Below are 24,979 nucleotides of genomic sequence, written 5' to 3'. Positions count from 1 at the left end.
AGCAGAACTATACTTAAGAGACCGTTAATATCTTAAGATACCTTGCCCGAAATAAGGGTGCATTTACACATTTCATACAGGGTAAGGCAGGTGGGCTAGCGGATCAATCCGCGCCCTTCTGAAATGTATTGGGGCGTAGAAGGTTGATGACGGCGTATGTGTCTCGCGTGTTTTTCACCCTGTTAGGGGCTGCTTTCGCGGCCGGTTTTGCTCATGCCGATCATCTGTTGCCGCCCGCCAATCCCGAGCTTGTGGTGATGGTCGCGGGGCCGGATGCGGCAAAAACCGCGCGTCATGTTCTGACGCGTGCCGAGCTGGACCGGTTGCCGCAGGTCAGTTTTGCCAGCCGCAACCTCTGGTCGACCGAGGAACACGCCTATTCGGGGCCAACCTTGCAAACGGTGATCGAGGCATCCGGCGTGCCGCGCGCCAAGCGGGTGGTTGCGCGCTCGATCACGGATTACCGCTCGATCCTGAGGGACGACGACATCTGGGGGGAGGCGCCGATCATCGCGACGCGGATCGACGGCGAGGTCTTTGGCCTGCGCAAGGGTGGACCCTTCTGGATCGTTTACCCTTACGACACCGCTCTGGCGCATACTGCGCATGATTTGATCGCGGGAAGTGTCGGGCAACTGATCGAGCTGAAAATTGAACCGGAGTAACGATCCTCTCATGGTAGGGACCCAGGAATACAAGACCGAACGCTCCCGGATCAGCCAGCGGCTGATTGTTGCCGCTGTTTTTGTCGTGCCCTGTTTCGTGGCGCTCGTGTTGCAGACATTCGTTGTGCTCAAAGGCTCGAACGACCTGCGCTATACGCAGCTCGAGAACTCGACATGGATGGTAGCCGAGCTTGAGAGCGACTATAAAAACCTGCTGCTGACCTCGGGCGACATCATCGCTGCGGAAGAATTCGGACCGGCGCAACTCTCCCGGTTCCAGACCAGCTTTGACGTCTATTTCAACCGTTTCTACCTGATGCAGTCGTATCTGCATGATTTCGGCGCCGGTCTGGTGGAAAAGCGGGCGATCAACGAGCAGCTTGCCCGGATAGGCCGGAATCTGCAGGCGGCAACCCCTGTGGTCGATGCGCTTGAGGTCGGGGATGTCGGGCAGCTGCGCGAGCTCCAGAGCGCGCTGCGTGAGGTTGCTCCCGACATTCGCGGCGTGGTCGTCGATGCCCTGACCGAGATCAACGACAAAAGCCGTTCAGACCGGCTGGCGCGCGAGGATCTGATCGGCGAGTTTGTGATGCTCAGCTTCCTTGTGCTGGTCATGCTGGCGGGGCTCGTGGTGCTTCTGGGGCGCTCGTTCCGCGACACCATCCGCCGCAGCGAACAGTTCTTCCAGATGGGCGAGATGTTGCAGGCCGCCTCCGAGGCTTCGATCGACGCGATTGTCATCACCGACCAGAACGGGCGGGTCGTGCGCTTCAACCGCGCGGCCGAACGGATCTTCGGCTATACCCGCGAAGAGGCGGTAGGAGGCTATATCTCGCAGCTCTTCATGCGGCGCTACGGGCCGGATGTGCGGCGCGAAAGCTCGGAGCTATTGCGCCGTGTCACCGACCGCGGCCTGATCCGCAACCTCGCACGCCGCCGCGATGGCGAGATCATCCCCGTCGAGATTTCCGTGATTTCCGAAATCGATGCGGAAGGGGTGCCGATCTATATCGGGTTCGCGCGTGATGTCACGCAGATGGTCGCGGAACAGCGTCGCCTGCGGCAGGACCGGCGACGCGCGCGGCGTGAAGCGCAGGACAAGACGCGCTTTGTCGCCTCGGTCAGCCACGAGCTGCGCACGCCTTTGCAAAGCATCGTCGGCACGCTGGATCTGCTCAAGCGCGAGCTCGACTCGGACGAGACGCAGGAAATCCTGAATACGGCCAGCGAGGCGGCGCAAACCGCCTTGGACAAGATCGAATTCGTCAGTGAATTCAACGAATACGATATGCAAAAGCTGCATCGCGAGCCGCAGTTTTTCGACCCGGTCAAAACCATCAATGACGCGATTTCCAGCTTCCTGCCATCGGCGCGGGTGCGCGGGTTGGACTTGCGGTTAAGCAACCAGCTCCGGCTGCCGCTGACGCTGCGGGGTATGCCGGTCGCCTTCCGGCAGGCGATCTGGCATCTGCTGAGCAACGCGATCAACTATTCCGAGGAGGGGCTGGTCGAAATCCGGCTTATGCTGACCGAAACCGGACGCCTGCGTGTCGAGATCGAGGATCAGGGCGTCGGGCTGAGCGAGGAAGAGCAGGACGAGATTTTCGAGGAGTTCGTCTCGCTCGGGTCGCCTCTGGCCAGCGCGCATGGCATCGGGCTTGGATTGTCGATCGTGCGCCGCGCGGTGGATGCGATGCAGGGGATCGCGGGACTGGCCAGTATCGTTGGCGAAGGCAGCGTGTTCTGGTTCGAAATTCCGGTCGAGCTCGATCAGTCGATGCTCTCGCCCCCTGACGCGCGCCGCCCGCGCGAACTGCGGGTGCTGGTCGTCGATGACCACCCGATCAACAGGAGCCTGATCGCGCGGATGGTGCGGCTCTTGGGCCATCACGCGGAAGAGGCCGCCGGCGGGCGTGAGGCAATCCGTCTGGCGCGCGACTCGCGCTATGATGTGATCCTGATGGATCTGAATATGCCCGAGGTCGACGGGCTGGACGCGACGCAGGAAATCCGTGCGGCCGGTGCCTCGAACGACAGCGCGGTGATTATCGTAACGGCGAATATGCTGCCCGGCGACAAGGAACGGATCATGGCAGCCAGCATCGGGCACCTTCTGCTCAAGCCTGTCAGTCTTGAAATGCTGGCCGAAATCCTGAGCGAGGCCGTGCCCGGCGCGCGAATGAGCGGCCATATCGGGTCTGATCCCTCGGAGGGAGAGACCGACATCAAGGCCGAGCTGATCGAGGTTATGGGCGAGAAACGCGCCGCCACCCTTCTGGCCGAGTTCCGCAACGAATGCCGCGAGTTGCTTGATTTCGCGCAGGCCGGTGGCCGCGAGAACCGCTCGAAACTGAGCTTCCTTGCGCATCGTTGTGCGGGCGGCGCGGCTGTCTTGGGCGCCAAAGAGTTGCGCACGGTTCTTTGTCGGCTTGAAGAGGCTGCGGTGAACGGGTCGCAGGCGTCGATAGATGCGGCCATTGCCGAGAGCGAGGTTTTGCTGGCGACCCTTCCCGAGACCCTTTGATCGGGTCTCGACGCAGCGTCCCCCTGCCGCGCCGCAGGCAGGCTTGATCCAACGCGGAAAGCTGCCTCCCCGCCCAGGCGGTGAAATATCTGGATTGTCCCCTTCATTGCCGGGACAAGGGGGCGTGTCACCGTCAGCCCTATCCCCGTTTCGCTGGTGCCGGTTTCACTTGCAAGACAGACCAGGGGCTTGAAATCCTTGCGCGTGCCTTTCCGGGATGCCCTGGCCGGTATCCTTGACCTCGAGTTGCCGTCGCCCCGAGCGGTCCTCTCCGGCCCGAGAGGTCAGGCGCAGCGTTACCCTTCCCTCGGCGTATATTTGACCGCGTTTGGCACAAGATTGCCGGAGATCAGCCCAAGGCGGTCGCGCTCGGCCATAACCCATTGTGCCTCGTATTCGCACTCGGTCTGAAGCGTGTTGTCGTGCAAGATAGGCGAAAATCTCGACCATCCAGGCGACAAAGTCGCGCATGGAAACGGATCTGGTGAGCGGCCCCGGCGTGAAAGCTCGGGGCAGGGGAACCTGTTACAAACCTGAGCCAAAGGTGGGTTTTACGCATGAATGTATATTGCGATAATCCTTTAGGCGACATTGGTATACTAAAGATTTACGGCCCTTCCCAACGATACGTTGAAGAGAAGGGTTACCGGGCCGTAACCTTAAACAAAGGATAACGGAGCGTAATGATGGCTTGGGTAAACCTGAACAAGGATGCGGCGACGGAGGATCTCTTCGAGACCCTGCTGCGGCGCATGGGCGATGTTTCGCGCCGGTTTGTTGACGCTATCGGCCCCGATGATCGCACTCCCGCAATCACAGATACGCGCCTCACCCGCGAAGTGATGCCCCGGATGCACGCGCTGGACCTTGATCTTGAGCAATCCATCTATGTCGTCGCGAGCGACTCGCCATTCATGCAGACGGTGCTTGGCTGGCTGGTCTGGCAGGGCGGAGAGACAGTGACATGCCGCTCGGTCTCGCCGCGCGACCGGCTGTGGTATGCGCCCGAAGGCAGCTACGCGCTGATTGATGTCGACGCTCTTGGTGGCATCGTCGAGGCATGTGACGACATCTTGCGCCTGCGCAAGCACCGCCCAGACATCATGGTTATCCTGCTCTCGCACGACTTCTTGCGCCACGAGTTCGGCAAGGAAAGGCTCCCGCTCGCGGACGCATGTTTGCGGCTACCCTGCTCGTTTGCCAATCTCGAACTGGCGATGGTGGAGGCCGAGCTGAACAATCAGGCCTGGCAATTGCGCGTCGAAGATCTTGGGGCAGATGCCTGATAGAATGCTTGGTGCGACTGTGTGGTTTGTGTTTTCTTTAAGCGTTTCGGTGGTCGTCGGGGCATTGGCCGGAACGGTAGCGATACGCATGGGCGGTGATCTGGCATTCGGGCTGTTGATCTATGCTTTCGCGGGGGGGCTGTTGTTTTTCCTGCTCTCCATGGCGATGCGGATCAGTCGGCGATATAGATCCCGCTCGCGCTAGCTCCTTGTCCTGAAGGGGCGCGGCACACCGAAGAAGTTCCAGCAGTTGTGCGCATGTTCTGGCAGTTGTCCGGGGCACGACCGTGGGCGTTTAGAGCGGTCAGATGCGACGTGGAGGCCACCGGCGATCAGGCCGATTGGGCCGTATGCCCGGTTGCGTCCGAGGCGTCCATGATATTATTTACCCGCTTGGCAGCGTCCACCCAGGTTTCAGTCACCTCGTCGTAGCCTTCGAGCGCGGCTTCCATATCGCCTTCGCGTGAGAGGTTTTCCTGATGTTTTAACGCCATATGGAGGAGCTCCAACCCCATCAGGGCGGCAGCGCCGGAGAACTTGTGAGCGATGCTCGCGTGGGTTTGCAGATCGCCGTCCTCAAGCGTCTTTTTCAGGGTTGCGATATGCAGCTCGCCTTCGGTCACGAATTTCTCGCAAACCTGACGGAATTTCTCGGACCCAAGGGCGGCCGCGAGATCTGCTATCGTTTCATCGCCGGAGGCCGCAATCGGTGTCTTGGGCATCGGGACCCTGTTCTGCGGGCGCAGCGCGTCGTGCAGGGCTTTCTCCAGCGCTTTGCGGCTGATCGGCTTGGAAACCACCAGCCCGACACCGGCCTGTTCCAGCTCGGCCCGGGCTTCGGGCAGGATATTCGCGGTGATGGCAATGATCGCGGTGCGCTGGTTCGGCCCCGGAGCGTTGCGAATGGTCTGCGTTGCCTCGATCCCGTTCATTTCGGGCATGTTGAGATCCATGAGGATCGCGTCGAAGGGGCGTGTGTTGGCCAGCTCGACGCCCTCGCGTCCGGTGCGGGCCTCGAAGGAGGTGTGGCCCGCGCGGCGCAACATCTCGCAGAGAACGACGCGATTGATGTCGTTATCCTCGACAACGAGAATGTCGAAAGAGGGAGCCTTTCCAAGGCCGTCTTGCAGGGCGGATGCCTCGGGCGGGGTGGGAGCCTTGACCCCGGTAGCCCTGTTCGCCGGGAGCGAGAACCAGAAGACCGAGCCGTCGTCAGGCTCGCTTTCGACGCCGATAGCCCCCCCCATCGCGTGCACAAGGCGCCGCGCGATCCCCAGACCGAGCCCGGTTCCGGTCTGGCTGCGGGATTGGTCGGGGTCGAGCGTGACAAAATCGTCGAAGATGCGCTCTGCATCCGTGTGCGAAATCCCGATCCCCGAGTCGATAACCCGGAATTCCAGCTCGGATTGCGCGCCGTAATATTCGATCTCGATACGGATCGTGCCCTGAGTGGTAAACTTGATCGCGTTGCCGACAAGGTTCAACAGCACCTGGCGGATACGCATCGGGTCGCCGATGACATGGCCCGGATGGTCGCCCACGATCTCGTATTCCAGCTTGTTACCGCGCGCGGCCGCCTCGTTTCGCTGCGCCTCGATGATCTGCGTGGCCAGCGTGCCCGGGTCGAAGCCGACATGGGCGAACGATAGCTTGCCCGCGTCCAGCCGCTCCATATCGAGCACGTCATTCACATGCTGCAACAGGATATGTCCGGCCTGCTCCATCGCGTGGACAAAACGGCGTTGCTCATTGGTCAGGCGGGTTTCGCGCAGGATGTCGAGCGTGCCAAGCAATCCGTTCAGCGGCGTGCGCATCTCGTGGCTCATCACGGCGACAAAGGCGGCTTTGGCGCGCTGCCCTTCCATCGCCTTGTCGCGCGCGTTGATCAGCTCCTGCTCGGCGGCGACACGGGCGGTAATATCACGCAAATAGGAGACGAAATAGTCATCGGGGCCGATCCGCGTCGAGGAGACCGAGAGTTCGGCCGAGAACAGCGAACCGTCCTTGCGCTTTGCTTCCAGTTCGATCAGCCCGTGCCCGATGATCCGCGTCTCTTGGGTGCGCGCGTAACGGCGCATTCCCGCATCGTGCGCGGCAACCAGATGGTCAGGGATGATCAGCTCGGAGAGCTTGTGGCCGATCGCTTCGTCGTGGCTATAGCCGAAGATATTTTCGGCCGCGCCATTGAACTCGGTGACAATGCCTTTCTGGTCAATCACGATCACCGCGTCGAGCGAGGTGTCAATCACCGCTTCGAGGCGGGCTTTCGACGCCTTTTGCGAACGTGCCTGACGCAGCCCGAACTGCCACAGCCACCACATCGCCAGAAGCCCCGCAGAAAGGGCCGCCAGCAAGGCCGAAGTCAGAACCGCCAGACGGACAAGCGCGAAAAATACCCGCTCGCGTTGCCGTTTGGCCTCGGAGGTGAATTCGCGCACGCCTTGAAGCGAAATTGCCCGCACCGAAGGGGCCAGTGTCTCCAACCGCTGCGCAAGCTCGGGCAGCGCCGCGATCAGGGGGGCGGGGCCAGCATCAATGATTTTTGCAGCGTCGACGGTAAATGCCTCGACCGCAACGACATCGTCCTTGACGCCTGTATTGGCAATCACCTCGTCATAACCGCGCCCGTCCAGAACCGTGTGGACGCGCGAATAGAAGATGTCGAACCTGCGCGAAAACTCCTGAAGCGAAGCGCGATTCTCCGCATCCGTCTTGAGCGTCGCGATCCGAAGCTGGCCATATTCGACTTCGAACTGCGCCAGAGCCCATTGCAGCGAGTCCGAGTTGGCTATCGCCAAAGTGTCGATTTCCTGCTTGACCTCGACCGAATAGCGGAAAATGCCCAAGATCGCGGCGGTCAGCCCGAAAAGAAGCAGAATTACCCAAGAAACGCTCGCAAGCCTGCGAGCGTTGCCGTGCCGTGACATATCTTCAGATGGGGCCATCTATGGGGCTCCGTGGGGTTACTCGGACAGGATAATCCGATCAACCTGCCACACACTACGCGAGTATATGACCTCATTGCGGAACTTGTCATCCGCATCATAGGGATAAACCAGCCAAAGCGGCCCCTTGTCGCGGATAGACATTGCCTCGCCGTTGCGCAGATAGGCGAGAAGCGCCTCGCTTCCCAAAAGCTCCGCAACCGGAATCTCAACCGCGTAATCGTTGATTGCGGTGACTTTCACGCTTCCGGCACTGATTCCGAGGTCGCGCAGCAGATCATCGACCTTGACGCCGGTAAATTCTTGCGGGCCGTCGGTCCAGATGGTCGTGGTCGTGAACGAGCTTTGCGGCAGAGCCTGCAGCATTTCCATGTCGAATATTGCTGCGTTGTCACTGTTTTGATTGGAAAAATCGCCCGACACAGTCAGCACCGGCGTATCGCCCGGCTGAGCGAGAGGCTCAGCAGTGGCCGAAAACGGTAGCAGCAGGGCTACAGAAAGAAGTGCGGATGTAAGAACGCGCATGATGGTTACTCCCCAAAACAGACATCAGATGTTTATGTTTGGCATATCCACGGGCGATACGCTTTGTGGCAAAAGGGTATTCAAATATCCTAAAGGATAGATAAATATGGGTTTCGGGTTTATTTGTCGTCGATTTGGGCGGTAATGCCATAACCGATTGGAGAGGAACTCCTTGCAATCGAAGGGCGTATTGCCCTAATCCAAAAGGTGGGAATGCTCCCGTAGCGCGCCGCCGAGGAGAGAGAATGAAGCTTCTGATCGCCGACGACCATGATCTGGTCCGGGATGCTATTGCCGCGCTGTTGCGCAACGGTGGATGCGAAGAGGTCGTGACAGCGGGTAATTTCGACGACGCTTTCAAGATGGTTCGCGAGCAAGGTGACATTGACCTTGTCCTTCTGGATTACGATATGCCCGGTATGCATGGCCTGAAAGGGCTGGCGGATATGCGGCGCAACTATCCGGCACTGCCCGTCGCGATTATTTCGGGGATGGCCAAGCCTTCGGTCGCGCGCGAGGCGATCGACCACGGAGCAATCGGCTTTGTGCCGAAAACCCTTCCGGCCAAGTCGATTATCGGGGCGGTGACGCTGATGGCCTCGGGGGCGGTGTTCGCTCCGTTCGAATTTATCAAGCAAGAAGCGACGCCTGAAATCGGCGGCCTGACGCAGCGCGAAATCGCGGTTTTGCGCGGAATTTGCGAAGGCAAGACCAACAAGGAAATCGCGCGCGAGCTGGACCTGCAAGAGGTGACGGTCAAGCTGCATGTGCGCACCTTGTGCCGCAAGATCGACGCGCGCAATCGCACGCAGGCCGCAATGATCGCGCGCTAGCACGAGTGGTTCTGATCTGTTTCTGATTTCACACCTGCCCCCTGCGACCTTGCCGAAGCAAAGCCGCAGGGTTGCAGGCAACCAACCGAGCGCAGGTGGGGCAGGTGGGCGCCACGGCTGGATCTCTATTCTTTAGCCGTGCAGAGTTTCTCGACGCGGCGTCGGGATCAGGTGGATGATATTGGAGGTTCGGAGTTCCTGTCCCACATGCGGCCTGATCTCCGAGATGGTTTCCACCAATCTCGCGGCCGCTGCTGACATGCCCTTCGCGTCGCAATACCCTTGAAGCTCGACTAGCACGTCAACAATCCAGTCATTATTCTGGTTTTGCTTCGTCATCGTCTTGCACTCCACACTCAATCACTATGAATGCAGGTTAACCTTTCGGAGTAGGATTTTCTTTGGTGCAATACGGTATGATTTGTTCGCAAAAGAGATTGAATGCATACCTTTGATAATAGACGTGTCCGAAATGGACGTTGCGGATGTCGCGCGTCAGGGAGAGGCATCTCGTAACGGGGGGCTTTCAAACAGAATATAAAACAACAAGATAGGGGCGCCGTTGGCACCCGGAGTGACGGTTTCATACCTTTTTTCTGGGCTGCATCTCGCCTTGCAGGCATGGCGACGCAGATATTCGAATTGAACGATTTGTTTGCTTTTCGGCTCAGATGATAGCGGGATCATCAGTTTGAGGAGGCTGATATGCTGGCTTTACTCTACCGGATACCCGCGCGGATCTACGCGATCGTTATCGTCTCTGCGATTGCGCTTGCGGCGGTGTCGCAGCTTGTCATGTCCTACGCGATCGAAGACGCGCATGAGACCCTTGATGCCCATCTGGGCGAGGTCACCGATACTGCGATCAGCTCGCTCGAGGCGCTTCAGGCCGGGGTCGAGACCGGCGCACTGACGCTGGAAGAGGCGCAAGAGCGCGGGCGGCAGGCTCTGATGACGATGCATTTCGGCGATGCGGGCTATTTCTATGTGCTCGACCACGATCTCGTCATTCAGGTTCACCCGACGATCCCGAAATGGATTGGCACCTATCAGGGCGAGTATGAGGATGCGGTCGGCACGAAAATCTTTCAGGAGATGCTGAAAATCGTTCAGACCTCGGGCGAGGGGGCGATCCGCTATTATTTCAATAAGCCCGACAGCCCCCTGCCGGAGCCGAAGGTCGGCTATGTGCAGGAGTTCGCGCCTTGGGGATGGATCATCGGAACCGGCGCCTATGTGACCGACATCGAGGCCGATCAGGCGCATATGCAATCGGCTGCGATCCAGGCATTTCTTGCCTGCCTGGTCGTGCTGGTTGCGATCTCGGCGCTTCTGGCGCGCACGGTCACGGGGCCGATCCGGCACCTAGATCAGCGGATGAAGGCGATGGCGGCGGGCGATCTGGAGACGCCGGTGCCGCATCTCGGTGCGCGGTCTGAATTTGGCGAAATGGCGCGCGAACTGGATGGGTTCCGCGTGGCTTTGCTGGGCCAGGCAGAGCTGGAACGCAGACAGCATGAGCGCGATGCCGAACTCGCCGAGGCGAAGGAGGCGGCAGCGCGCCAGCAGATTGCAGCCGCCGAGCGCGAGGCCCGCGCAGCCGAAGAGCGTCACCACGAAGAAGAACGCAGTCAGGCCGAGCGCGACGCCGAACGCGCCGAGGCACAGGCCGAACGTGAACGGCTGATGGCTGAACAGGCGCGCGTTGTCGACCGGATCGCCAAGAGCCTTGCCGAGATGTCGCAAGGCGATCTGACGGTCTCGATCTCCGAGGTTTTCCCGCCCTCCTACGAACAGCTGCGCCACGATTTCAATAATGCGATCGAACAGTTCGCGCGACTTGCGACCGGCATTGTCGAGAGCGCGCGCTCGATCGAGGGGGAAACCACAAGCCTGAACCAGGCCTCGGTCGAAATGGGGCGGCGGACGGAAACGCAGGCGGCCTCTCTGGAGGAAACAGCTGCGGCGATGAACCAGTTGACCTCTTCGGTGGAAAGCTCGGCGCGGGGCGCGAAAGAAGCGGCGCAAGCGGTTGAACGGACGCGCGAAACCACCGGTGCGGGGCGTGTCGTAGTCGAGCGCACACTCAAGGCGATGACCGATATTGCGCAAAGCTCGGACAAGATCTCGCGGATCACCGGCGTGATCGACGACATTGCCTTCCAGACCAATCTTCTGGCGCTGAACGCCGGCGTCGAGGCCGCGCGGGCAGGCGAGACAGGGCGCGGATTTGCGGTTGTGGCCTCCGAGGTGCGTGCGCTGGCGCAGCGCTCCTCCGAGGCCGCGCGCGAGATTGCCGAGCTGATCGGAACCTCGGAAAAGCAGGTGCGCGAAGGGGTCACGCTGGCCACGCAGTCGGGCAACTCGCTTGGTGAAATCGAGGCGCTGGTTGCCGAACTGGACGGGCAGTTGCGCACGATTGCGGCCTCGTCGGACGAACAGGCCGTGGGGCTGAACGAGGTGTCGGTCGCGGTCAACCAGCTCGATCAGGTGACGCAGCAGAACGCGGCCATGTTCGAGGAAAGCTCGGCCGCGGTGCAGGCGTTGCGCAACCATGCGGTCGCGCTGCGCGAGGCGTCATCGGTGTTCCGCCTGCAGTCGCAGGACTGGGCAGAGAGCGGTGTGGACGAAGGTTCGCGCCTTGCGTCCTGATTAGCGCGGAGCGGCGGTGAAGCGGGCGTAACCTTCGGCGAAGGCGGCGCTCAGGTCGCGCTCTGGTTCGATGGTCGCGGCAATCGCGGGCGGGGTGCAGACCTCGTCTGGTGTGGCACCTGTTGCCGCCAGAATCCCAAGCCGCGCCGCCCCGAAGGCCGCCCCGAAATCCCCTTCTGCGGGTAACAAAACAGGCACGTCCAGCACCGTTGCAATCACCCGCAGCCAATAGGACGAGCGCGAGCCGCCACCCATCGCCAGCAAAGGTTCGGGCGCGGTGCCCGCCGCCGCCAGCGCCGCCTGATTGTCCTTCAGCGCATAGGCGACCCCTTCCAGAACCGCCCGCGTCAGGCTCTCGCGGTCTGCGCGTGCGGAAAGCCCGTCAAAGCGCGCGCGCAGGCTCGCGCTGTTATAGGGCGTGCGCTCCCCCGCCAGATAGGGCAGGAACAGCGCCTCTCCGGGCGGCAACAGATCGTCCCCAAGCGCGCGCGTCAGATCGGCAGGCGCGGTCCCCACCAGATCGGCATACCAGCCAAGCGCCGAGGCCGCCGACAGGATCACCCCCATCTGGTGCCATGTATCCGGCAGCGCGTGGCAAAAGCTGTGCACGGCACTTGCGGGGTTGGGGCGGTAGGCGGCGTTCGCGGCAAACAGAACGCCCGAGGTGCCAAGCGAGATAAAGCCGCGTCCGGGGCGGATCGTGCCTGCGCCGATGGCGCTGGCCGCGTTGTCACCCGCGCCACCAGCCACCGGAACCGCGCCCTTGATACCCCACCGTGCGGCGAGTTCCGGGCGCAACAGGCCGGACACTTCCGAGCCTTCGACAAGCGCGGGCATCTGGTCGCGGCGCATCCCCGAAGCCTCTAGCAGCGCGTCGGACCAATCGCGCGCGCCGGTGTCCAGCCAGCTTGTCCCCGCCGCATCCGACATTTCCGAGACATGCTCTCCGGTCAGCCAGAGGCGAAGGTAATCCTTTGGAAGCAATATCTTGCGGGTCTTTTCGAATGTGGATGGCTCGGTCTCTGCCACCCACATCACCTTCGGCGCGGTAAAGCCCGCAAAGACGATATTGCCCGAAATTTCACGAAACTGCGGGTCGGCATCCAGCCGCTCGGCCTGCGCCTGTGCGCGGGTGTCGTTCCACAACAGGCAGGGGCGCAGCGGCTGGTCGGCCCCGTCCAAGAGCGTCGCGCCATGCATCTGCCCCGAGAGGCCAATGCCCTTCAGCGCGGCCAGTGCGGCAGGCGCTTCGGCGCGGATTGCCTCGATCGCGGTTTCACAGGCGACGATCCAGTCGGCGGGGGCTTGCTCGGACCAGCCCTCATGCGGGCGCGAGACCGTCAGTGCCGCCGTATGCTGCGCGACGATCTGCTGCGCGTCATTGATCAACAGGGCTTTCAGGCCAGAGGTGCCTAGATCGAGGCCAAGAAACATCGGGCGCGCCTTTCGGGGGAGCCTAGAGCGCGGAAATTGCGCTGCGGCAGGATTGCAGTTGCAGGAAAATTTCGTAGTCGCGGGCGAAGGCGGCGTGGCGCTCGGGCGAGGGCGGATAGGGGCGCGTGCCAAAGGACATCGCGGCGGCAGCCGTGCGAATATCGCCCAAGGGGCCAGCGGCGGCGGCGGCCATCGCTGTGCCGGTCAGCACCGCGTCGGGCTGGTGGCACAGATGCACTTCGCGCCCCGTCACATCGGCGTAAAGCTGCACCAGCAGTTCGGATCGCCCATGCCCGCCGGTCAGGATCAGGCGGTCCGCGCGCGGCCCGCCGTGGGCCTGCATATGCTCAACGATCTGGCGCACCCCTAGCGCCAGCGCGACGGCCGCGCGCCAGTAAAGCCGACAGGCCGCTTCGAACCCGCGCTCCAGCGTCAGCCCGATGATCGTGCCGCGCGCCATCGCATCCCCGAAGGGCGAGCGGTTGCCGTTGAAATCGGGCAGAAGGTGCAGCCCGCTGGCGTAGGCCATCCCCTCGCGCGACAGACAGGTGCGGATGTGGCGCTCGATCCGTTCGTGGGTTTCGCCCGTTGGCTCTAACCCGTTGATCCGCATGACGTGATCCAGCAGCGCGCCCGTGGCAGATTGACCGCCTTCGCAAGCCTGAACGCCGGGCAGAACCGCGCCATCGAACGGCCCCCAGACACCGGGCGCGGCCCAAGGTTGCGGCGACAGGGCCATGATGCAGGTCGATGTGCCCGCAATCATCGCCAAAGCGGGGCTGGCGTCAGTCGAGTTTCCCAGCACACCCAATGCGCCTGCATAGGCGTCGATCATCCCCGCCGCGACGGGTATCCCCGCGCGCAGGCCCAGCCGTGTGGCGGCCTCGGAGGTCAGCGCGCCGATAGCCGTGCCCACCGCTGATGCCGCGTCCGGCAGGGCCGCCTTTTCGCGCAGGTCCGACAGGCCGATCCGGTCGAAAAACGCCTGCTGCCAGCCGCCCGCGTCGGGCAGGTAGGTCCATTTCGCCGCCAGCGTGCAGATCGACCGACGCGTCGATCCGGTCGCCCAAAGGGTCAGGAAATCCGCCAGATCATAGGCGCCACCAAGCGCTTCCCATAGATCGGGGCGCTGTTGCTTTAGCCACAGAAGTTTCGGCACCTGCATCTCGGGGGATATGGTTTTCCCTAGATAATCCAGAACCTTATCGCCGGTCTTGTCGATCTTGGCGGCCTCGTGCAGGGCGCGGTGATCGAACCACGGGATCGTGTCGCGCCCGTTTTCCATCAAGGGACCGCCCGATCTGTTGCGCAGCACCAAAGAGCAGGTCGCATCGAACCCAAGGGCCGCGACCTCGCGCGGCTCGACCCGCGCCATCGCAAGCGCCGCCTGCACCGCGTCGCAAATCGCCTCGATGATATTCGAGGAGGACAGCGCCGACAGCCCGCCCTCTTGCCACAGGATAATCGGGCGGGATTCGCGGCCCAAAAGCCGCCCCTCAAGGTCGAAAATCCCCGCGCGCGCGGAGGCGGTTCCAACGTCGATTGCGCAGATAAAGCTCATGTCAGAGGTGATCCGTCAGTTCAACGCATCTATCGTAGCAGGCAAATCCCGCATCGCCAGCAAGATCGCGTCGGGCCTTTCGGCGCGGACCTTTTCTGGCAGGCGGGCGGGGATTGCGTGCGAGCCGCCGGTGAACCCGATCACCCGCATTCCGGCGGCTTTGGCGGCCTGAATTCCGGCGATGCTATCCTCGATCACGACGCAATCTTCGGGCGCAACCCCCATTTCCTGCGCGGCCAGAAGGAACAGATCGGGCGCGGGTTTTCCGTTTTCAACCATCGTGGCCGAGAACACATGGCGCCCGAACAGCGCCTCCAGCCCCGTGACTTTTAGCGAGCAGGCGATGCGTTCGGGCTGTGAAGACGAGGCCACGCAGACGGGGGCGGGCAGGGTGGAGATCACCTCCGCCACGCCCGGAATCGCGCCCAGTTCCGCGCGGAACCGCGCCAGCAGACGCGCGCGGATCTGTGCCAGATGTGCCTCGCCCAGTTCAAAGCCGAAATCGTCGTGGATTGCGGCAATGACCGTGGAGATCGACCGCCCCAACAGCCGGTCCCACGCCCAATCTTCGGGCAGGGTGCAACCAGCCTCGGACACAACCTCGCGCAAAACCGCCAGCGACAACGGCTCGCTATCCACGAGCACGCCGTCACAGTCAAAGATCACGAGGCCGGGGCGCATGTTACAGGCGGTCCTCCAGATAGGTGGTGAGCGTCGCCTCGACGCCGTTTTTCCACAGCGAATTCAGCGCGGTAGCGAAGGCCGCGCGGAAGGCGTCATTCTGGCCAAGCGTGCCGTAAACCGCCTCTTGCGCAAGCCATGCCTCGGGGCGCGATTTTGCCTCGCGTGCGATCGGCACAAGGCGCTCCCAGTTCGGATCGTTCGGCGCGATCTCGTGGCCCGCCTCGTCCGTGCCATAGCAATAGCGGCACCACAGCGCGCTTTCGAGCGCGAGGCCGGTGAACTTGCCACCCTTCGCAATCGCATCGCGGATCGAGGGGACGATAAACTTCGGCTGCCGGTTCGAGCCGTCAAGGCACAGGCGGCGCTCGGTGTCGCCAATCTTCGGGTTGGCAAAGCGGTGCGAGATCAGCGCGGCATAGTCCTTGGTATCGGTGTCGGGGACCGGCGGCACGACGGGGCGGATTTCTTCTTCGGTGATCTTGTCAAGGAAGGCGCGGATCAGCGGGTGCTCCATCGCCTCGTGGACAAACTCGATCCCCAAAAGCCCGCCCGGATAGGCGATGACCGCATGGCCACCATTGAGAATACGGATTTTCATCAGCTCGAACGGCGTCACATCCGCGACGAATTGCACGCCCGCCTCTTCCAGCGGAGGGCGACCGGCGGGGAAGTTGTCCTCCAGCACCCATTGGATGAAATCCTCGCAGAAAATCGGCCATTGGTCCGCAACGCCGTGCTCTTCCGCAGCCAGACGACGCTCGCGGTCCGAGGTGGCGGGCGTGATCCGGTCCACCATCCCGTTCGGGAAGGCGACATTGGCGGCGATCCACTCGGCCAGTTCGCCGTCGATCAGCTTGGCCACGCCGCAAACCGCGTTGCGGGTGACAACGCCGTTGTGCGGAATGTTGTCACAGCTCATCACGGTGAAGGGCGCAAGGCCCGCCGCACGGCGCGCACGCAGCCCCGCCACGATCAGGCCGAAAACCGTCTCGGGCGCGTCGGGGTTCGCGGCGTCCTTCTGGATGGCAGGATGCGTCGGGTCGAAGGTGTCGGTCGCATCCAGAAAATACCCGCCCTCGGTGATCGTCATTGACACGATGCGGATCGCAGGATCGGCCATCGTTGCAATCAGGCGCGCGGTCTGGCCGGGTTCAATATAATCAACCATCGGGCCGGTAACGCGGGCGTCCGAAGCATCGGCGGATTGCTCGACTACAAGGGTCAGGAAATCTTGCGCAGCCATGATTTCGCGCGCCTTTTTGTCGGCAGGCATGACGCCCGCACCGATGATCGCGAAATCGCGGCCAAGCCCTTTCGAGAACAGCCGGTCCAGATAGACCGCCTGATGCGCGCGGTGAAAATTGCCGACCCCGAAATGCAGGATGCCGGGGGTCAGATCGCTGCGGTCATAGGCGGGTTTTGCAACCGCCTCGGGCAGCGTATCGAGCGTTTCAAGCGAGAGTTTCATGCTCATCGGCCAAGTCTTTCGAATAGGGTTTCGGGTCAGCTCATCCAGTTGCCGCCGTCGACATTGTAGGTCTGGGCGACGATGTATTCGGCCTCTTTCGAGGCAAGGAAAACGGCCATTCCCGTCAGGTCTTCGGCGGTTCCCATGCGCCCGAAGGGGACGGCAAGGCCCACCTCTTTTTTCTTTTGGCCCAAGGGTTTGTTCTCGTATTTGGCGAAGAAGGCGTCGACGCCTTCCCAGTGTTCGCCATCCACCACGCCCGGTGCGATGGCGTTGACGTTGATGCCGTGCCGGATCAGGTTCAGCCCCGCCGATTGCGTCAGGCTGATCACGGCCGCCTTGGTCGCGCAATATACCGCGACAAGCGCCTCGCCGCGCCGCCCGGCCTGACTGGCCATGTTGATGATCTTGCCGCCGCGGCCTTGCTCGATCATCAGCTTGGCTGCCGCCTGCAGGGTAAACAGGGTGCCGGCGACGTTGATGTCGAAGACGCGCTGATAGGTGGCGCGGTCGATCTCGACGATGGGGGCGGCGGTGAAGATGGCGGCGTTGTTGATCAGAATGTCGATCCCGCCGCCTGCCTGCATTTCCGCCATCGCCGCGTCGATGCTCTCTTGCGAGGTGACATCAAGTGGGAGGGCGCTCGCGCCGATCTCGGCCGCGGTTTCACGCGCCCGCGCGATGTCGATGTCACCGATCACGACCTCGGCGCCTTCGCGGATATAGCCTTCCGCGAAAGCGCGCCCGATGCCGCGCGCGGCCCCCGTGATCAGGGCGCGTTTGCCGTGAAGCCTCATGCCAGTGCGCGTCCTTCGGCGTCGAAACGGTGGAGCTGTTCGAGGTCCGGCGTCAGGTAGACTGTGTCGCCGTGGTGCAGGTTGACCTCGCCGCCCGCCCGCACGTTGATGGTGCCGAACTCGGTTGCGACATGCAGGAAGGTGTCCGACCCAAGGTGCTCCGACACGCCGACGGTGCCTTTCCACGCGCCCTCGGTTGCCGAAATGGCGATATGCTCGGGGCGGATGCCGATAGCGTGGGCGCCGTGTTTGGCGGCCTCGGCGCCTTCGATGAAGTTCATCTTGGGCGAGCCGATGAAGCCCGCAACAAAGCGGTTTTGCGGCTTGCGATAAAGCTCCAGCGGCGAGCCCACCTGTTCGATCCGGCCTGCGTGCAGCACGACGATCTTGTCGGCCATGGTCATGGCCTCGACCTGATCGTGGGTCACATAGATCATCGTGGTTGCAAGCTTCTGGTGCAGCTCGGAAATTTCCAGACGCATGTTCACGCGCAGCGCCGCATCAAGGTTCGAGAGCGGCTCGTCAAACAGGAACGCGGTCGGTTCACGCACGATCGCGCGCCCGATGGCAACACGCTGGCGCTGACCGCCCGAAAGCTGACCCGGCTTGCGATCAAGATAGTCGGTGAGGTTCAGCGCCTTGGCGGCGGCCTCGATCCGCTTTTCCTGTTCCTCGACCGGCAGCCCCGCCATTTTCATCGGGAAGGCGATGTTTTTCTTCACCGACATATGCGGGTAAAGCGCGTAGGACTGGAACACCATCGCAAGGCCGCGCTTGGCTGGTGGCAGGGCGGTGACGGGCGTGTCGTTGATCGAAATCTCGCCCGAGGTCACATCCTCCAGCCCTGCGATCAGGCGCAGAAGCGTGGATTTGCCGCAACCCGACGGGCCGACGAAGACGACAAACTCGCCGTCATTGATCGTCAGGTCCAGCGGCGGAATAACCTCGACATCGCCAAAGGCTTTGCGCACGGATTTGAGTTGAATTTTTCCCATCTTATCAAGTCCTTATTTCACAGCGCCGAAGGTCAGGCCGCGCACCAATTGTTTCTGGCTGAACCAGCCAAGGATCAGGATCGGTGCGATGGCGAGCGTCGAGGCGGCCGAGAGTTTTGCGTAGAAAAGCCCTTCGGGGCTGGAGTAGGAGGCGATAAACGCCGTCAAGGGCGCGGCCTTGGCCGCTGTCAGGTTGAGGGTCCAGAAGGCCTCGTTCCAGGCGAGGATCACGTTCAGAAGAAGCGTCGAGGCAATCCCCGGAACCGCCATCGGCGTCAGCACATAAAGGATTTCCGAACGCAGCGTCGCCCCGTCCATCCGTGCGGCCTCAAGGATCTCTGACGGGATTTCCTTGAAGTAGGTGTAAAGCATCCAGACCACGATCGGCAGGTTCATCAGCGTCAGAACGATGACAAGGCCAGTGCGCGTGTCCAAAAGCCCCATGTCGCGGAACAAAAGGTAGATCGGGACCAGCACGCCCACGGCGGGCATCATCTTGGTCGAGAGCATCCACATCAGCACATCCTTGGTGCGCTTGCCCGGCACAAAGGCCATTGCCCAAGCGGCGGGGATCGCGATGACAAGCGCTGCGATGGTCGAGCCGAAGGAAATCACGACCGAGTTCCAGAAGTGCAGGAAGTAGTTCGAGCGCTCCTGCACGGCCTCGTAGCTTTCCATCGTCCAGGTCGAGGTCAGCACGTTCAAAGGGGCAGAGATCGCGTCGCCCTCGGATTTGAACGACAGAACAATCGTCCAGAGGATCGGAAAGAAGATCAGGAAACCGACAATCCATGCAAGGACAGTGGTGATTGCCTTGCGGCGGGGGGTAACTGCGCGGGACATGGATCAGGCCTCCAGGTTCTTGCCGATCATCCGCATCAGGAAGATCGCAACGATATTGGCCAGCACGATGGCGATAACCCCGCCCGCAGCACCGCCACCCACGTCGAACTGCAAAAGCGACTGGACATAGACGAGATAGGTCAGCGTGGTCGAGGCCGTGCCCGGGCCGCCGTTGGTGGTCACAAGGATCTCTGCGAAGACGCCCAACAGGAAGATCGTCTGGATCAGGATTACCACGGTCGCGGCGCGCGCCAGATGCGGCAGCATGATATAGAAGAAGCGCGAGAAGACGCCTGCGCCATCCATTTCGGCGGCCTCAAGCTGCTCGCGGTCAAGCGATTGCAGCGCGGTCAGCAGGATCAGCGTCGCAAAGGGCAGCCACTGCCAGCTTACGATTCCGATGATCGAGGCAAGCGGCGCTTGTGACAGAAAATCAAAGGGTTGCAGGCCAAACGCCTTGGCGATGTGGGCGAAAAGACCGTTCACGGGGTTCATGAACATGTTCTTCCACACCAGCGCCGAAACGGTCGGCATGACGAAGAAGGGTGCGATCACAAGGATACGCACGATCCCTTGGCCCCACATCGGCTGGTCCAGCAACAGCGCCAGAAGCGTGCCACCGATCACGGTGATGACCAGCACGCCAAGGACCAGCGCCAGCGTATTCCAGATGGCGGTGACAAAGGCGGGGTCGGTCAGGAAGTATTCGTAATTGTCGAGGCCGATGAACGCTTCCATGCCCGGCATCAACAGGTTGTAACGCTGGAGCGAGAACCAGACGGTCATCGCAAGCGGCACAATCATCCAGCCAAGCAATAGCAGGACCGCGGGGGAAATCATCAGGCGCGCAGACGCGCGGGAGGCTTGCGTGGACATCGGGTCTCTCCGGAAGCTGGATGAGAAAAGGGGCGGCGTATGGATCACGCCGCCCCAGTCTGGGAGGGCCGGTTACTTGATGTAGCCGGACTTCTTCATTTCGCGCTCGGTCAGAGCTTGCGCGTTTGCCAGTGCGTCCTCAGCCGAGGTCGTGCCAGCCAGTGCTGCCGAGAATTGCTGGCCGACGGCCGTGGCTACGCCCTGGAACTCGGGGATCGCGACGAATTGCACGCCGACATAAGGCACTTCATCCACGGTCGGATGGTTCGGGTCTGCCGTATTGATCGAGTCGATCGTCATCTTGGCGAACGGAACCTTGGCGTATTCGGCGTTCTCGTAAAGCGAGGTGCGGGTGCCCGGAGGCACGTTAGCCCAGCCTTCTTTCGAAGCGACAAGCGCGGTGTAGTCCTTGGACGTCGCCCACTCAACGAAGGCCTTTGCAGCGTCGACCTTCTGGGTGCCAGCCGGGATACCCAGCGACCATGCCCAGAGCCAGTTGCCGCGCTTGCCCTTGCCGGTATCGGGGGCGAGAGCGAAGCCGACCTTGTCAGCCACGGTCGAGTCCTTCGGGTTGGTCACGAAGGAGGCGGCAACGGTTGCGTCGATCCACATGCCGCACTTGCCCTGCTGGAACAGCGCGAGGTTTTCGTTGAAGCCGTTGTTCGAGGCACCGGGCGGGCCGTAGTTGTTCATCAGCTCAAGATAGTCGGTGAGGGTGGCTTTCCACGCATCGCCGTTGAACTGCGGGTTCCAGTCCATGTCGAACCACTTGGCGCCATAGGAGTTCGCCATAGCCGACAGGAAAGCCATGTTCTCGCCCCAGCCGGCCTTGCCGCGCAGGCAGATGCCGTAGGTTTCCGATGCCTTGTCGGTCATCGCTGCGGCGGCTTCTTTGATCTGTGCCCAGGTCGGCGCGTCGGGCATGGTGAGGCCCGCTTTTTCCATCAGGTCCTTGCGATACATGACCATCGAGGATTCGCCGTAGAAGGGTGCGGCGTAGAGGTTGCCGTCAACGGTCAGGCCGCCACGGATCGCGGGCAGCAGGTCGTCAACATCGTAGTCCGCCGAGAATTCCAGCGGCACGAGCCAGCCCTGCTTGCCCCAGATCGGAACTTCGTAGGTGCCGATGGTCATCACGTCGAACTGGCCGCCTTTGGTGGCGATGTCGGTGGTGACTTTCTGGCGCAGGACGTTCTCTTCCAGCGTGACCCACTCGACGGTGATGTCGGGGTGCTTGGCGTTGAAGTCGTCCATCAGGCCTTGCATACGGATCATGTCGCCGTTGTTCACGGTCGCGACGGTGATCGTTTCGGCTTGTGCGGCAAAGCCGGCAGCCACAAGAGCGGTAGCGCCCAGAAGGGCGCGGGTCAGGTTTTTCATAGGTTCCTCCCGAAATGAGCAATTGCTACATTGCTGGGCAATTATTCGCACCAAGCGTATGAACCTGTCAACAGGGTTCCGTGACGCAGATAGTCACAGGATACAGAATTGTCGCGAGAAAGGGGATGCGCGGAAATGTTCGCGCTAACAATTCGGCGCGAAAACAAAGGTTTCCGAAGGGTTGTTAAGCAGGAGGGGCGGATTACAGAGCGGCAAGAATGGCGCGCGCGGTGGCCTCGTCGGTAATCAAACCGTTAATCAGCCCGCCGCGCGTGGCCCCCAGAATGCCCGGAATTTTCGAATCGCCCTTGGCTGCTGCGACGGTCAGAACGCCCTGATCCGCGCTGCGTAGCCCTAGCGGAGCCGAGGTCACGCGCTCGTTCGAGAGGCCCGAAATCAGTGTGCCTTGCGCGTCAAAGGCCCATCCGGTGATCTCGCCAATCGCGCCCGCCGCGCGCAGGCGCGCCAGATCGGCCTCGTTGATGAACCCGTCCAATAGCAGCGGCGCGCGGTCGTCCAATTCACCGATGCCGACGATATTCAGCGTTGCGCGCCCCGCCAGATCGCGCGTCGTGGCAACGGTTTTCTGGCCGGTCAGCGCCTCGCGTTCCGCGGGCGAGGCGGCCAGCACCGGCATCGGCAGCGGATAGGTGGGCGCCGTCACCTTGTCGGAAATCGTAAACAGAACGTTGTAATAGGCGGTCGAGCCATCGGCCGAGATATTGCCGGTCAGCGAGACGACCTTGTGCTGTTTGCAATCCAGATGTGGCATCGCCTGAACGGCGGCACGCAGCGTGCGCCCGGTGCCAAGCCCGATGATCTGCGGCTCGGGTTGCGAAAGCGTCTGCTCCAGCAGATCCGCCAAAGCCACCGCAATGCCCGCCGCACTATCCGAGCCGGGCAGGGTGGGGGTAATCGTGCAATAGGCCAGCCCGCAGGCCGCTTTGAGCTGCTCGGCCAGCATCAGACAATCGGTAATCGGGTGGTCGATGCGCACCTTCACCAGCCCGGCCTGCATCGCCTGACTGACTAGCCGCTGCGCGGATTGGCGCGACACGCCAAGGATCTGCGCGATCTCGTCCTGCGTCTTGCCGCCAATATAGGACAGCCACGCCGCACGGGCCGCATCGTCCAGTCGTTTGTTGGCTTCCATTGGCGCGTCTCCCGGCGGCTCTTTCCCAAGGCTTAGCGGAAGCCCGCGCCCTTTGCCAAGCGGGCAGGGCAAAAAGAAAGGGGGCAAATCTGCCCCCTTCCGTTTGTTCTATGTGCCGTTCGATCAGCCGATGATCGCGTTCAGCGTGGCCGAGGGGCGCATCACAGCGGCGACCTTGGCCGGATCGGCGTGGTAGTAGCCACCCAGATCGGCGGGCTTGCCTTCGTCGGCTTTCAGTTCGGCCAGAATAGCGGCTTCCTTTTCCACCAGCGCGTTGGCGATCGGGGCGAAATGCGCGGCGAGTTCCGCATCATCGCCTTGGGCGGCAAGGGCTTCGGCCCAGTAGCGGGCGAACCAGTAGTGCGACGAGCGGTTGTCGTTCGAGCCGACCTTGCGCTCGGGCGAGTTGCCGTTCTCCAGAACCTTCTGCGTGGCCGCATCGACCGCTGCGCCCAGAACCGCTGCCTTTGCCTTGCCACGCGAGTCCGCAAGGAAGTTCAGGCTTTCGCCAAGTGCGCAGAACTCGCCCAGGCTGTCCCAACGCAGGTGGTTTTCCTGAACCAGCTGCTGAACGTGCTTGGGGGCCGAGCCGCCAGCGCCGGTTTCGAACATGCCGCCGCCGTTCATCAGCTTCACGATCGACAGCATCTTGGCCGAGGTGCCAAGTTCGAGGATCGGGAAGAGGTCGGTCAGGTAGTCGCGCAGAACGTTGCCGGTGATGGTGACGCAGTCCTTGCCCGCGCGCATTGTCTCCAGCGAGAAGCGGGTAGCCTCACGCGGGGCCATGATCGGGATCTCGATGCCGGCTTCTTTCAGCGCGGGCACGACGTATTTGATAAGTTCCGCATCATGGGCGCGGTTCGCATCCAGCCAGAACGCGGCGGCACCCGTGGCCTTGGTGCGCGCGATGCCCAACTGGATCCAGTCGAGGATCGGCGCCTTCTTCGCGGTGCACGAACGCCAGATGTCGCCCTTTTCGACCGCGTGGTCATGGAGCACTTCACCCGATGCCAGCACGATTTTCACCGAGCCATCCGCCGGAATTTCAAACGTGGTCGGGTGCGAGCCGTATTCCTCGGCCTTCTGTGCCATCAGGCCAACATTCGACACGGCGCCTGCGGTGGTCACATCCAGCTTGCCGGTCTCTTTGAAGTAGTTGACCGTCTCGTCGTAGACGCAGGCGTAGGAATTGTCCGGGATGCAGCACTTGGTGTCAGCCGCCTTGCCATCCGGGCCCCAGCCGATGCCGCCCGCGCGGATGACGGCGGGCATCGAAGCGTCGATGATAACGTCCGAGGGCACATGCAGGTTGGTGATGCCCTTGTCCGAGTTCACCATATACATCGGCGGACGTGCTGCGAGCGCGGCGGCCAGATCGGCCTCCAGCGCGGCGTTGCCCTTGATGCGGGCTTCCAGATCGCCGATGCCCGAATTCGGGTTCCAGCCAAGCTCTTTCAGCGCGGCGTCATGCTTGGCGATGAAGTCTTCCAGATAGACGCTGACGAAATGGCCAAAGATGATCGGGTCCGAGACCTTCATCATCGTGGCTTTCAGGTGGACCGAGAACAGCACACCCGGCTCCATCGAGGCGATTTCGGCCTTGATGAACGCGCGCAGAGCCTTGGCCGACAGGAAGGTCGCGTCAACGACTTCGCCCTCGATATATTTCAGCCCGTCTTTCAGAACGGTTTCCGCGCCCGAAGTGTCGGTGAAAACGATCTTCGCGCCACCAGCCTGGGCTGCGGTGATTGTCGCGGCCTTTTCGTTTGCGAAGAAGTCGTTGCCGGGCATCGCGGCGACGGTGGTTTTCGAGGCCGAGGTCCACTCGCCCATCGAATGAGGGTTCTGCATCGCGTAGGCCTTGACAGCCTTGGCCGAACGGCGGTCCGAGTTCCCCTCGCGCAGAACGGGGTTCACGGCCGAGCCCTTGATCACGTCATAGCGTGCCTTGACCTCTTTTTCCGCGTCGGTCGTGGCAACTTCGGGGTAGTCGGGCAGGGCGTAGCCTTGCGACTGAAGCTCTTTGATGGCGGCGACAAGCTGCGGCACCGAGGCCGAGACGTTCGGTAGTTTGATGACGTTTGCTTCGGGGGTTTTCACCAGTTCGCCAAGCTCGGCCAGGTCATCGGACACGCGCTGCGCTTCGGTCAGGTAGTCGGGGAAGGCCGACAGGACGCGCGCGGCGAGCGAGATGTCGCGGGTCTCGACATTGACGCCTGCGGGCGCGGCAAAGGCGCGGATGATCGGCAGAAGCGAGCCACGGGCAAGCTCGGGCGCTTCGTCCACGATGGTATAGATGATGTCGGGGGTCTCGGTCTTGGCCATGATGTCCGTCCTCTTTCCACTGGGCCGATGCGG

Annotated in this window: 20 protein-coding genes; 5 read left to right on the top strand and 15 right to left on the bottom strand. The window is 62.0% G+C overall.

The annotated features are described in order from the left end of the window. Positions 1 to 146 precede the first annotated feature (146 nt). Both RYZ20_RS03950 and RYZ20_RS03945 read left to right on the top strand, forming a co-directional pair. Positions 147 to 665, top strand: a complete 519-nt coding sequence (locus RYZ20_RS03950) for a hypothetical protein (protein ID WP_317670568.1) — start codon at positions 147 to 149, stop codon at positions 663 to 665. 10 nt (positions 666 to 675) lie between these two features. Next, a complete protein-coding gene (locus RYZ20_RS03945; RefSeq protein ID WP_317670566.1) occupies positions 676 to 3,189 on the top strand; it encodes a PAS domain S-box protein in 2,514 nt (837 codons plus the stop codon). A gap of 296 nt (positions 3,190 to 3,485) precedes the next feature. On the opposite strand, the gene RYZ20_RS03940 is transcribed toward RYZ20_RS03945, so the two are convergent. Then, the gene (locus RYZ20_RS03940) at positions 3,486 to 3,617 is read right to left on the bottom strand and encodes a hypothetical protein (RefSeq protein WP_317670564.1); all 132 of its coding nucleotides are present in this window, start codon (positions 3,615 to 3,617) and stop codon (positions 3,486 to 3,488) included. 258 nt (positions 3,618 to 3,875) lie between these two features. On the opposite strand from RYZ20_RS03940, the gene RYZ20_RS03935 reads away from it, so the two are divergent. After that, positions 3,876 to 4,475: a hypothetical protein gene (locus tag RYZ20_RS03935; RefSeq protein ID WP_317670562.1), complete on the top strand. Its 600-nt coding sequence runs from the start codon at positions 3,876 to 3,878 to the stop codon at positions 4,473 to 4,475. Positions 4,476 to 4,807: 332 nt separating this feature from the next. Here the strand turns inward: RYZ20_RS03935 and RYZ20_RS03930 are convergent, their stop codons facing one another. Both RYZ20_RS03930 and RYZ20_RS03925 read right to left on the bottom strand, forming a co-directional pair. Next, positions 4,808 to 7,420 (bottom strand): hybrid sensor histidine kinase/response regulator, encoded by a 2,613-nt coding sequence (locus tag RYZ20_RS03930; protein WP_317670560.1) that lies wholly within the window; start codon positions 7,418 to 7,420, stop codon positions 4,808 to 4,810. Positions 7,421 to 7,438: 18 nt separating this feature from the next. Then, positions 7,439 to 7,945: a putative pterin-binding protein gene (locus tag RYZ20_RS03925; protein ID WP_317670559.1), complete on the bottom strand. Its 507-nt coding sequence runs from the start codon at positions 7,943 to 7,945 to the stop codon at positions 7,439 to 7,441. 245 nt (positions 7,946 to 8,190) lie between these two features. Between RYZ20_RS03925 and RYZ20_RS03920 the strand changes: the two genes are divergently transcribed. Further along, a complete protein-coding gene (locus tag RYZ20_RS03920) occupies positions 8,191 to 8,778 on the top strand; it encodes a response regulator transcription factor (RefSeq protein WP_317670558.1) in 588 nt (195 codons plus the stop codon). Between the two features lie 132 nt (positions 8,779 to 8,910). Here RYZ20_RS03920 and RYZ20_RS03915 read toward each other — a convergent pair whose 3' ends face one another. Next, positions 8,911 to 9,117, bottom strand: coding sequence for a hypothetical protein (locus RYZ20_RS03915; protein ID WP_317670557.1), 207 nt, complete (start codon positions 9,115 to 9,117; stop codon positions 8,911 to 8,913). 366 nt (positions 9,118 to 9,483) lie between these two features. Between RYZ20_RS03915 and RYZ20_RS03910 the strand changes: the two genes are divergently transcribed. After that, positions 9,484 to 11,430, top strand: coding sequence for a methyl-accepting chemotaxis protein (locus RYZ20_RS03910; protein WP_317670556.1), 1,947 nt, complete (start codon positions 9,484 to 9,486; stop codon positions 11,428 to 11,430). Here the strand turns inward: RYZ20_RS03910 and xylB are convergent, their stop codons facing one another. The 11 genes from xylB to RYZ20_RS03855 form a co-directional block, all read right to left on the bottom strand. Next, positions 11,431 to 12,864: a xylulokinase gene (gene xylB, locus RYZ20_RS03905; protein WP_317670555.1), complete on the bottom strand. Its 1,434-nt coding sequence runs from the start codon at positions 12,862 to 12,864 to the stop codon at positions 11,431 to 11,433. A 22-nt stretch (positions 12,865 to 12,886) separates the two neighbouring features. Further along, complete coding sequence (locus tag RYZ20_RS03900; RefSeq protein ID WP_317670554.1) at positions 12,887 to 14,425, bottom strand: FGGY family pentulose kinase; 1,539 nt, start codon at positions 14,423 to 14,425, stop codon at positions 12,887 to 12,889. 15 nt (positions 14,426 to 14,440) lie between these two features. Further along, positions 14,441 to 15,106 carry an HAD family hydrolase gene (locus tag RYZ20_RS03895; protein ID WP_317670553.1) on the bottom strand — a complete coding sequence of 222 codons (666 nt, stop codon included), beginning with the start codon at positions 15,104 to 15,106 and terminating at the stop codon, positions 14,441 to 14,443. A gap of 1 nt (position 15,107) precedes the next feature. Then, positions 15,108 to 16,583: a mannitol dehydrogenase family protein gene (locus RYZ20_RS03890; protein WP_317670552.1), complete on the bottom strand. Its 1,476-nt coding sequence runs from the start codon at positions 16,581 to 16,583 to the stop codon at positions 15,108 to 15,110. 29 nt (positions 16,584 to 16,612) lie between these two features. Beyond that, the gene (locus tag RYZ20_RS03885) at positions 16,613 to 17,374 is read right to left on the bottom strand and encodes an L-iditol 2-dehydrogenase (RefSeq protein ID WP_317670551.1); all 762 of its coding nucleotides are present in this window, start codon (positions 17,372 to 17,374) and stop codon (positions 16,613 to 16,615) included. Next, positions 17,371 to 18,369, bottom strand: a complete 999-nt coding sequence (locus RYZ20_RS03880) for an ABC transporter ATP-binding protein (RefSeq protein ID WP_317670550.1) — start codon at positions 18,367 to 18,369, stop codon at positions 17,371 to 17,373. Before RYZ20_RS03880 ends, RYZ20_RS03885 begins: the two co-directional genes overlap by 4 nt. 12 nt (positions 18,370 to 18,381) lie before the next feature. Continuing rightward, positions 18,382 to 19,212: a carbohydrate ABC transporter permease gene (locus RYZ20_RS03875; RefSeq protein ID WP_317670549.1), complete on the bottom strand. Its 831-nt coding sequence runs from the start codon at positions 19,210 to 19,212 to the stop codon at positions 18,382 to 18,384. A 3-nt stretch (positions 19,213 to 19,215) separates the two neighbouring features. After that, the gene (locus tag RYZ20_RS03870; protein ID WP_317670548.1) at positions 19,216 to 20,088 is read right to left on the bottom strand and encodes a carbohydrate ABC transporter permease; all 873 of its coding nucleotides are present in this window, start codon (positions 20,086 to 20,088) and stop codon (positions 19,216 to 19,218) included. Between the two features lie 72 nt (positions 20,089 to 20,160). Next, complete coding sequence (locus tag RYZ20_RS03865; protein ID WP_317670547.1) at positions 20,161 to 21,468, bottom strand: ABC transporter substrate-binding protein; 1,308 nt, start codon at positions 21,466 to 21,468, stop codon at positions 20,161 to 20,163. 202 nt (positions 21,469 to 21,670) lie between these two features. Continuing rightward, positions 21,671 to 22,621 carry a sugar-binding transcriptional regulator gene (locus RYZ20_RS03860; RefSeq protein ID WP_317670546.1) on the bottom strand — a complete coding sequence of 317 codons (951 nt, stop codon included), beginning with the start codon at positions 22,619 to 22,621 and terminating at the stop codon, positions 21,671 to 21,673. Positions 22,622 to 22,744: 123 nt separating this feature from the next. After that, entirely contained in the window at positions 22,745 to 24,946 is a 2,202-nt protein-coding gene (locus RYZ20_RS03855) for an NADP-dependent isocitrate dehydrogenase (protein WP_317670545.1), read from the bottom strand. Positions 24,947 to 24,979 lie beyond the last annotated feature (33 nt).

This window comes from Pseudothioclava alba, assembly GCF_033100795.1.
In the GTDB taxonomy this organism is placed as follows: domain Bacteria; phylum Pseudomonadota; class Alphaproteobacteria; order Rhodobacterales; family Rhodobacteraceae; genus Pseudothioclava.
This window is presented reverse-complemented; position numbering and strand designations above follow the sequence as displayed.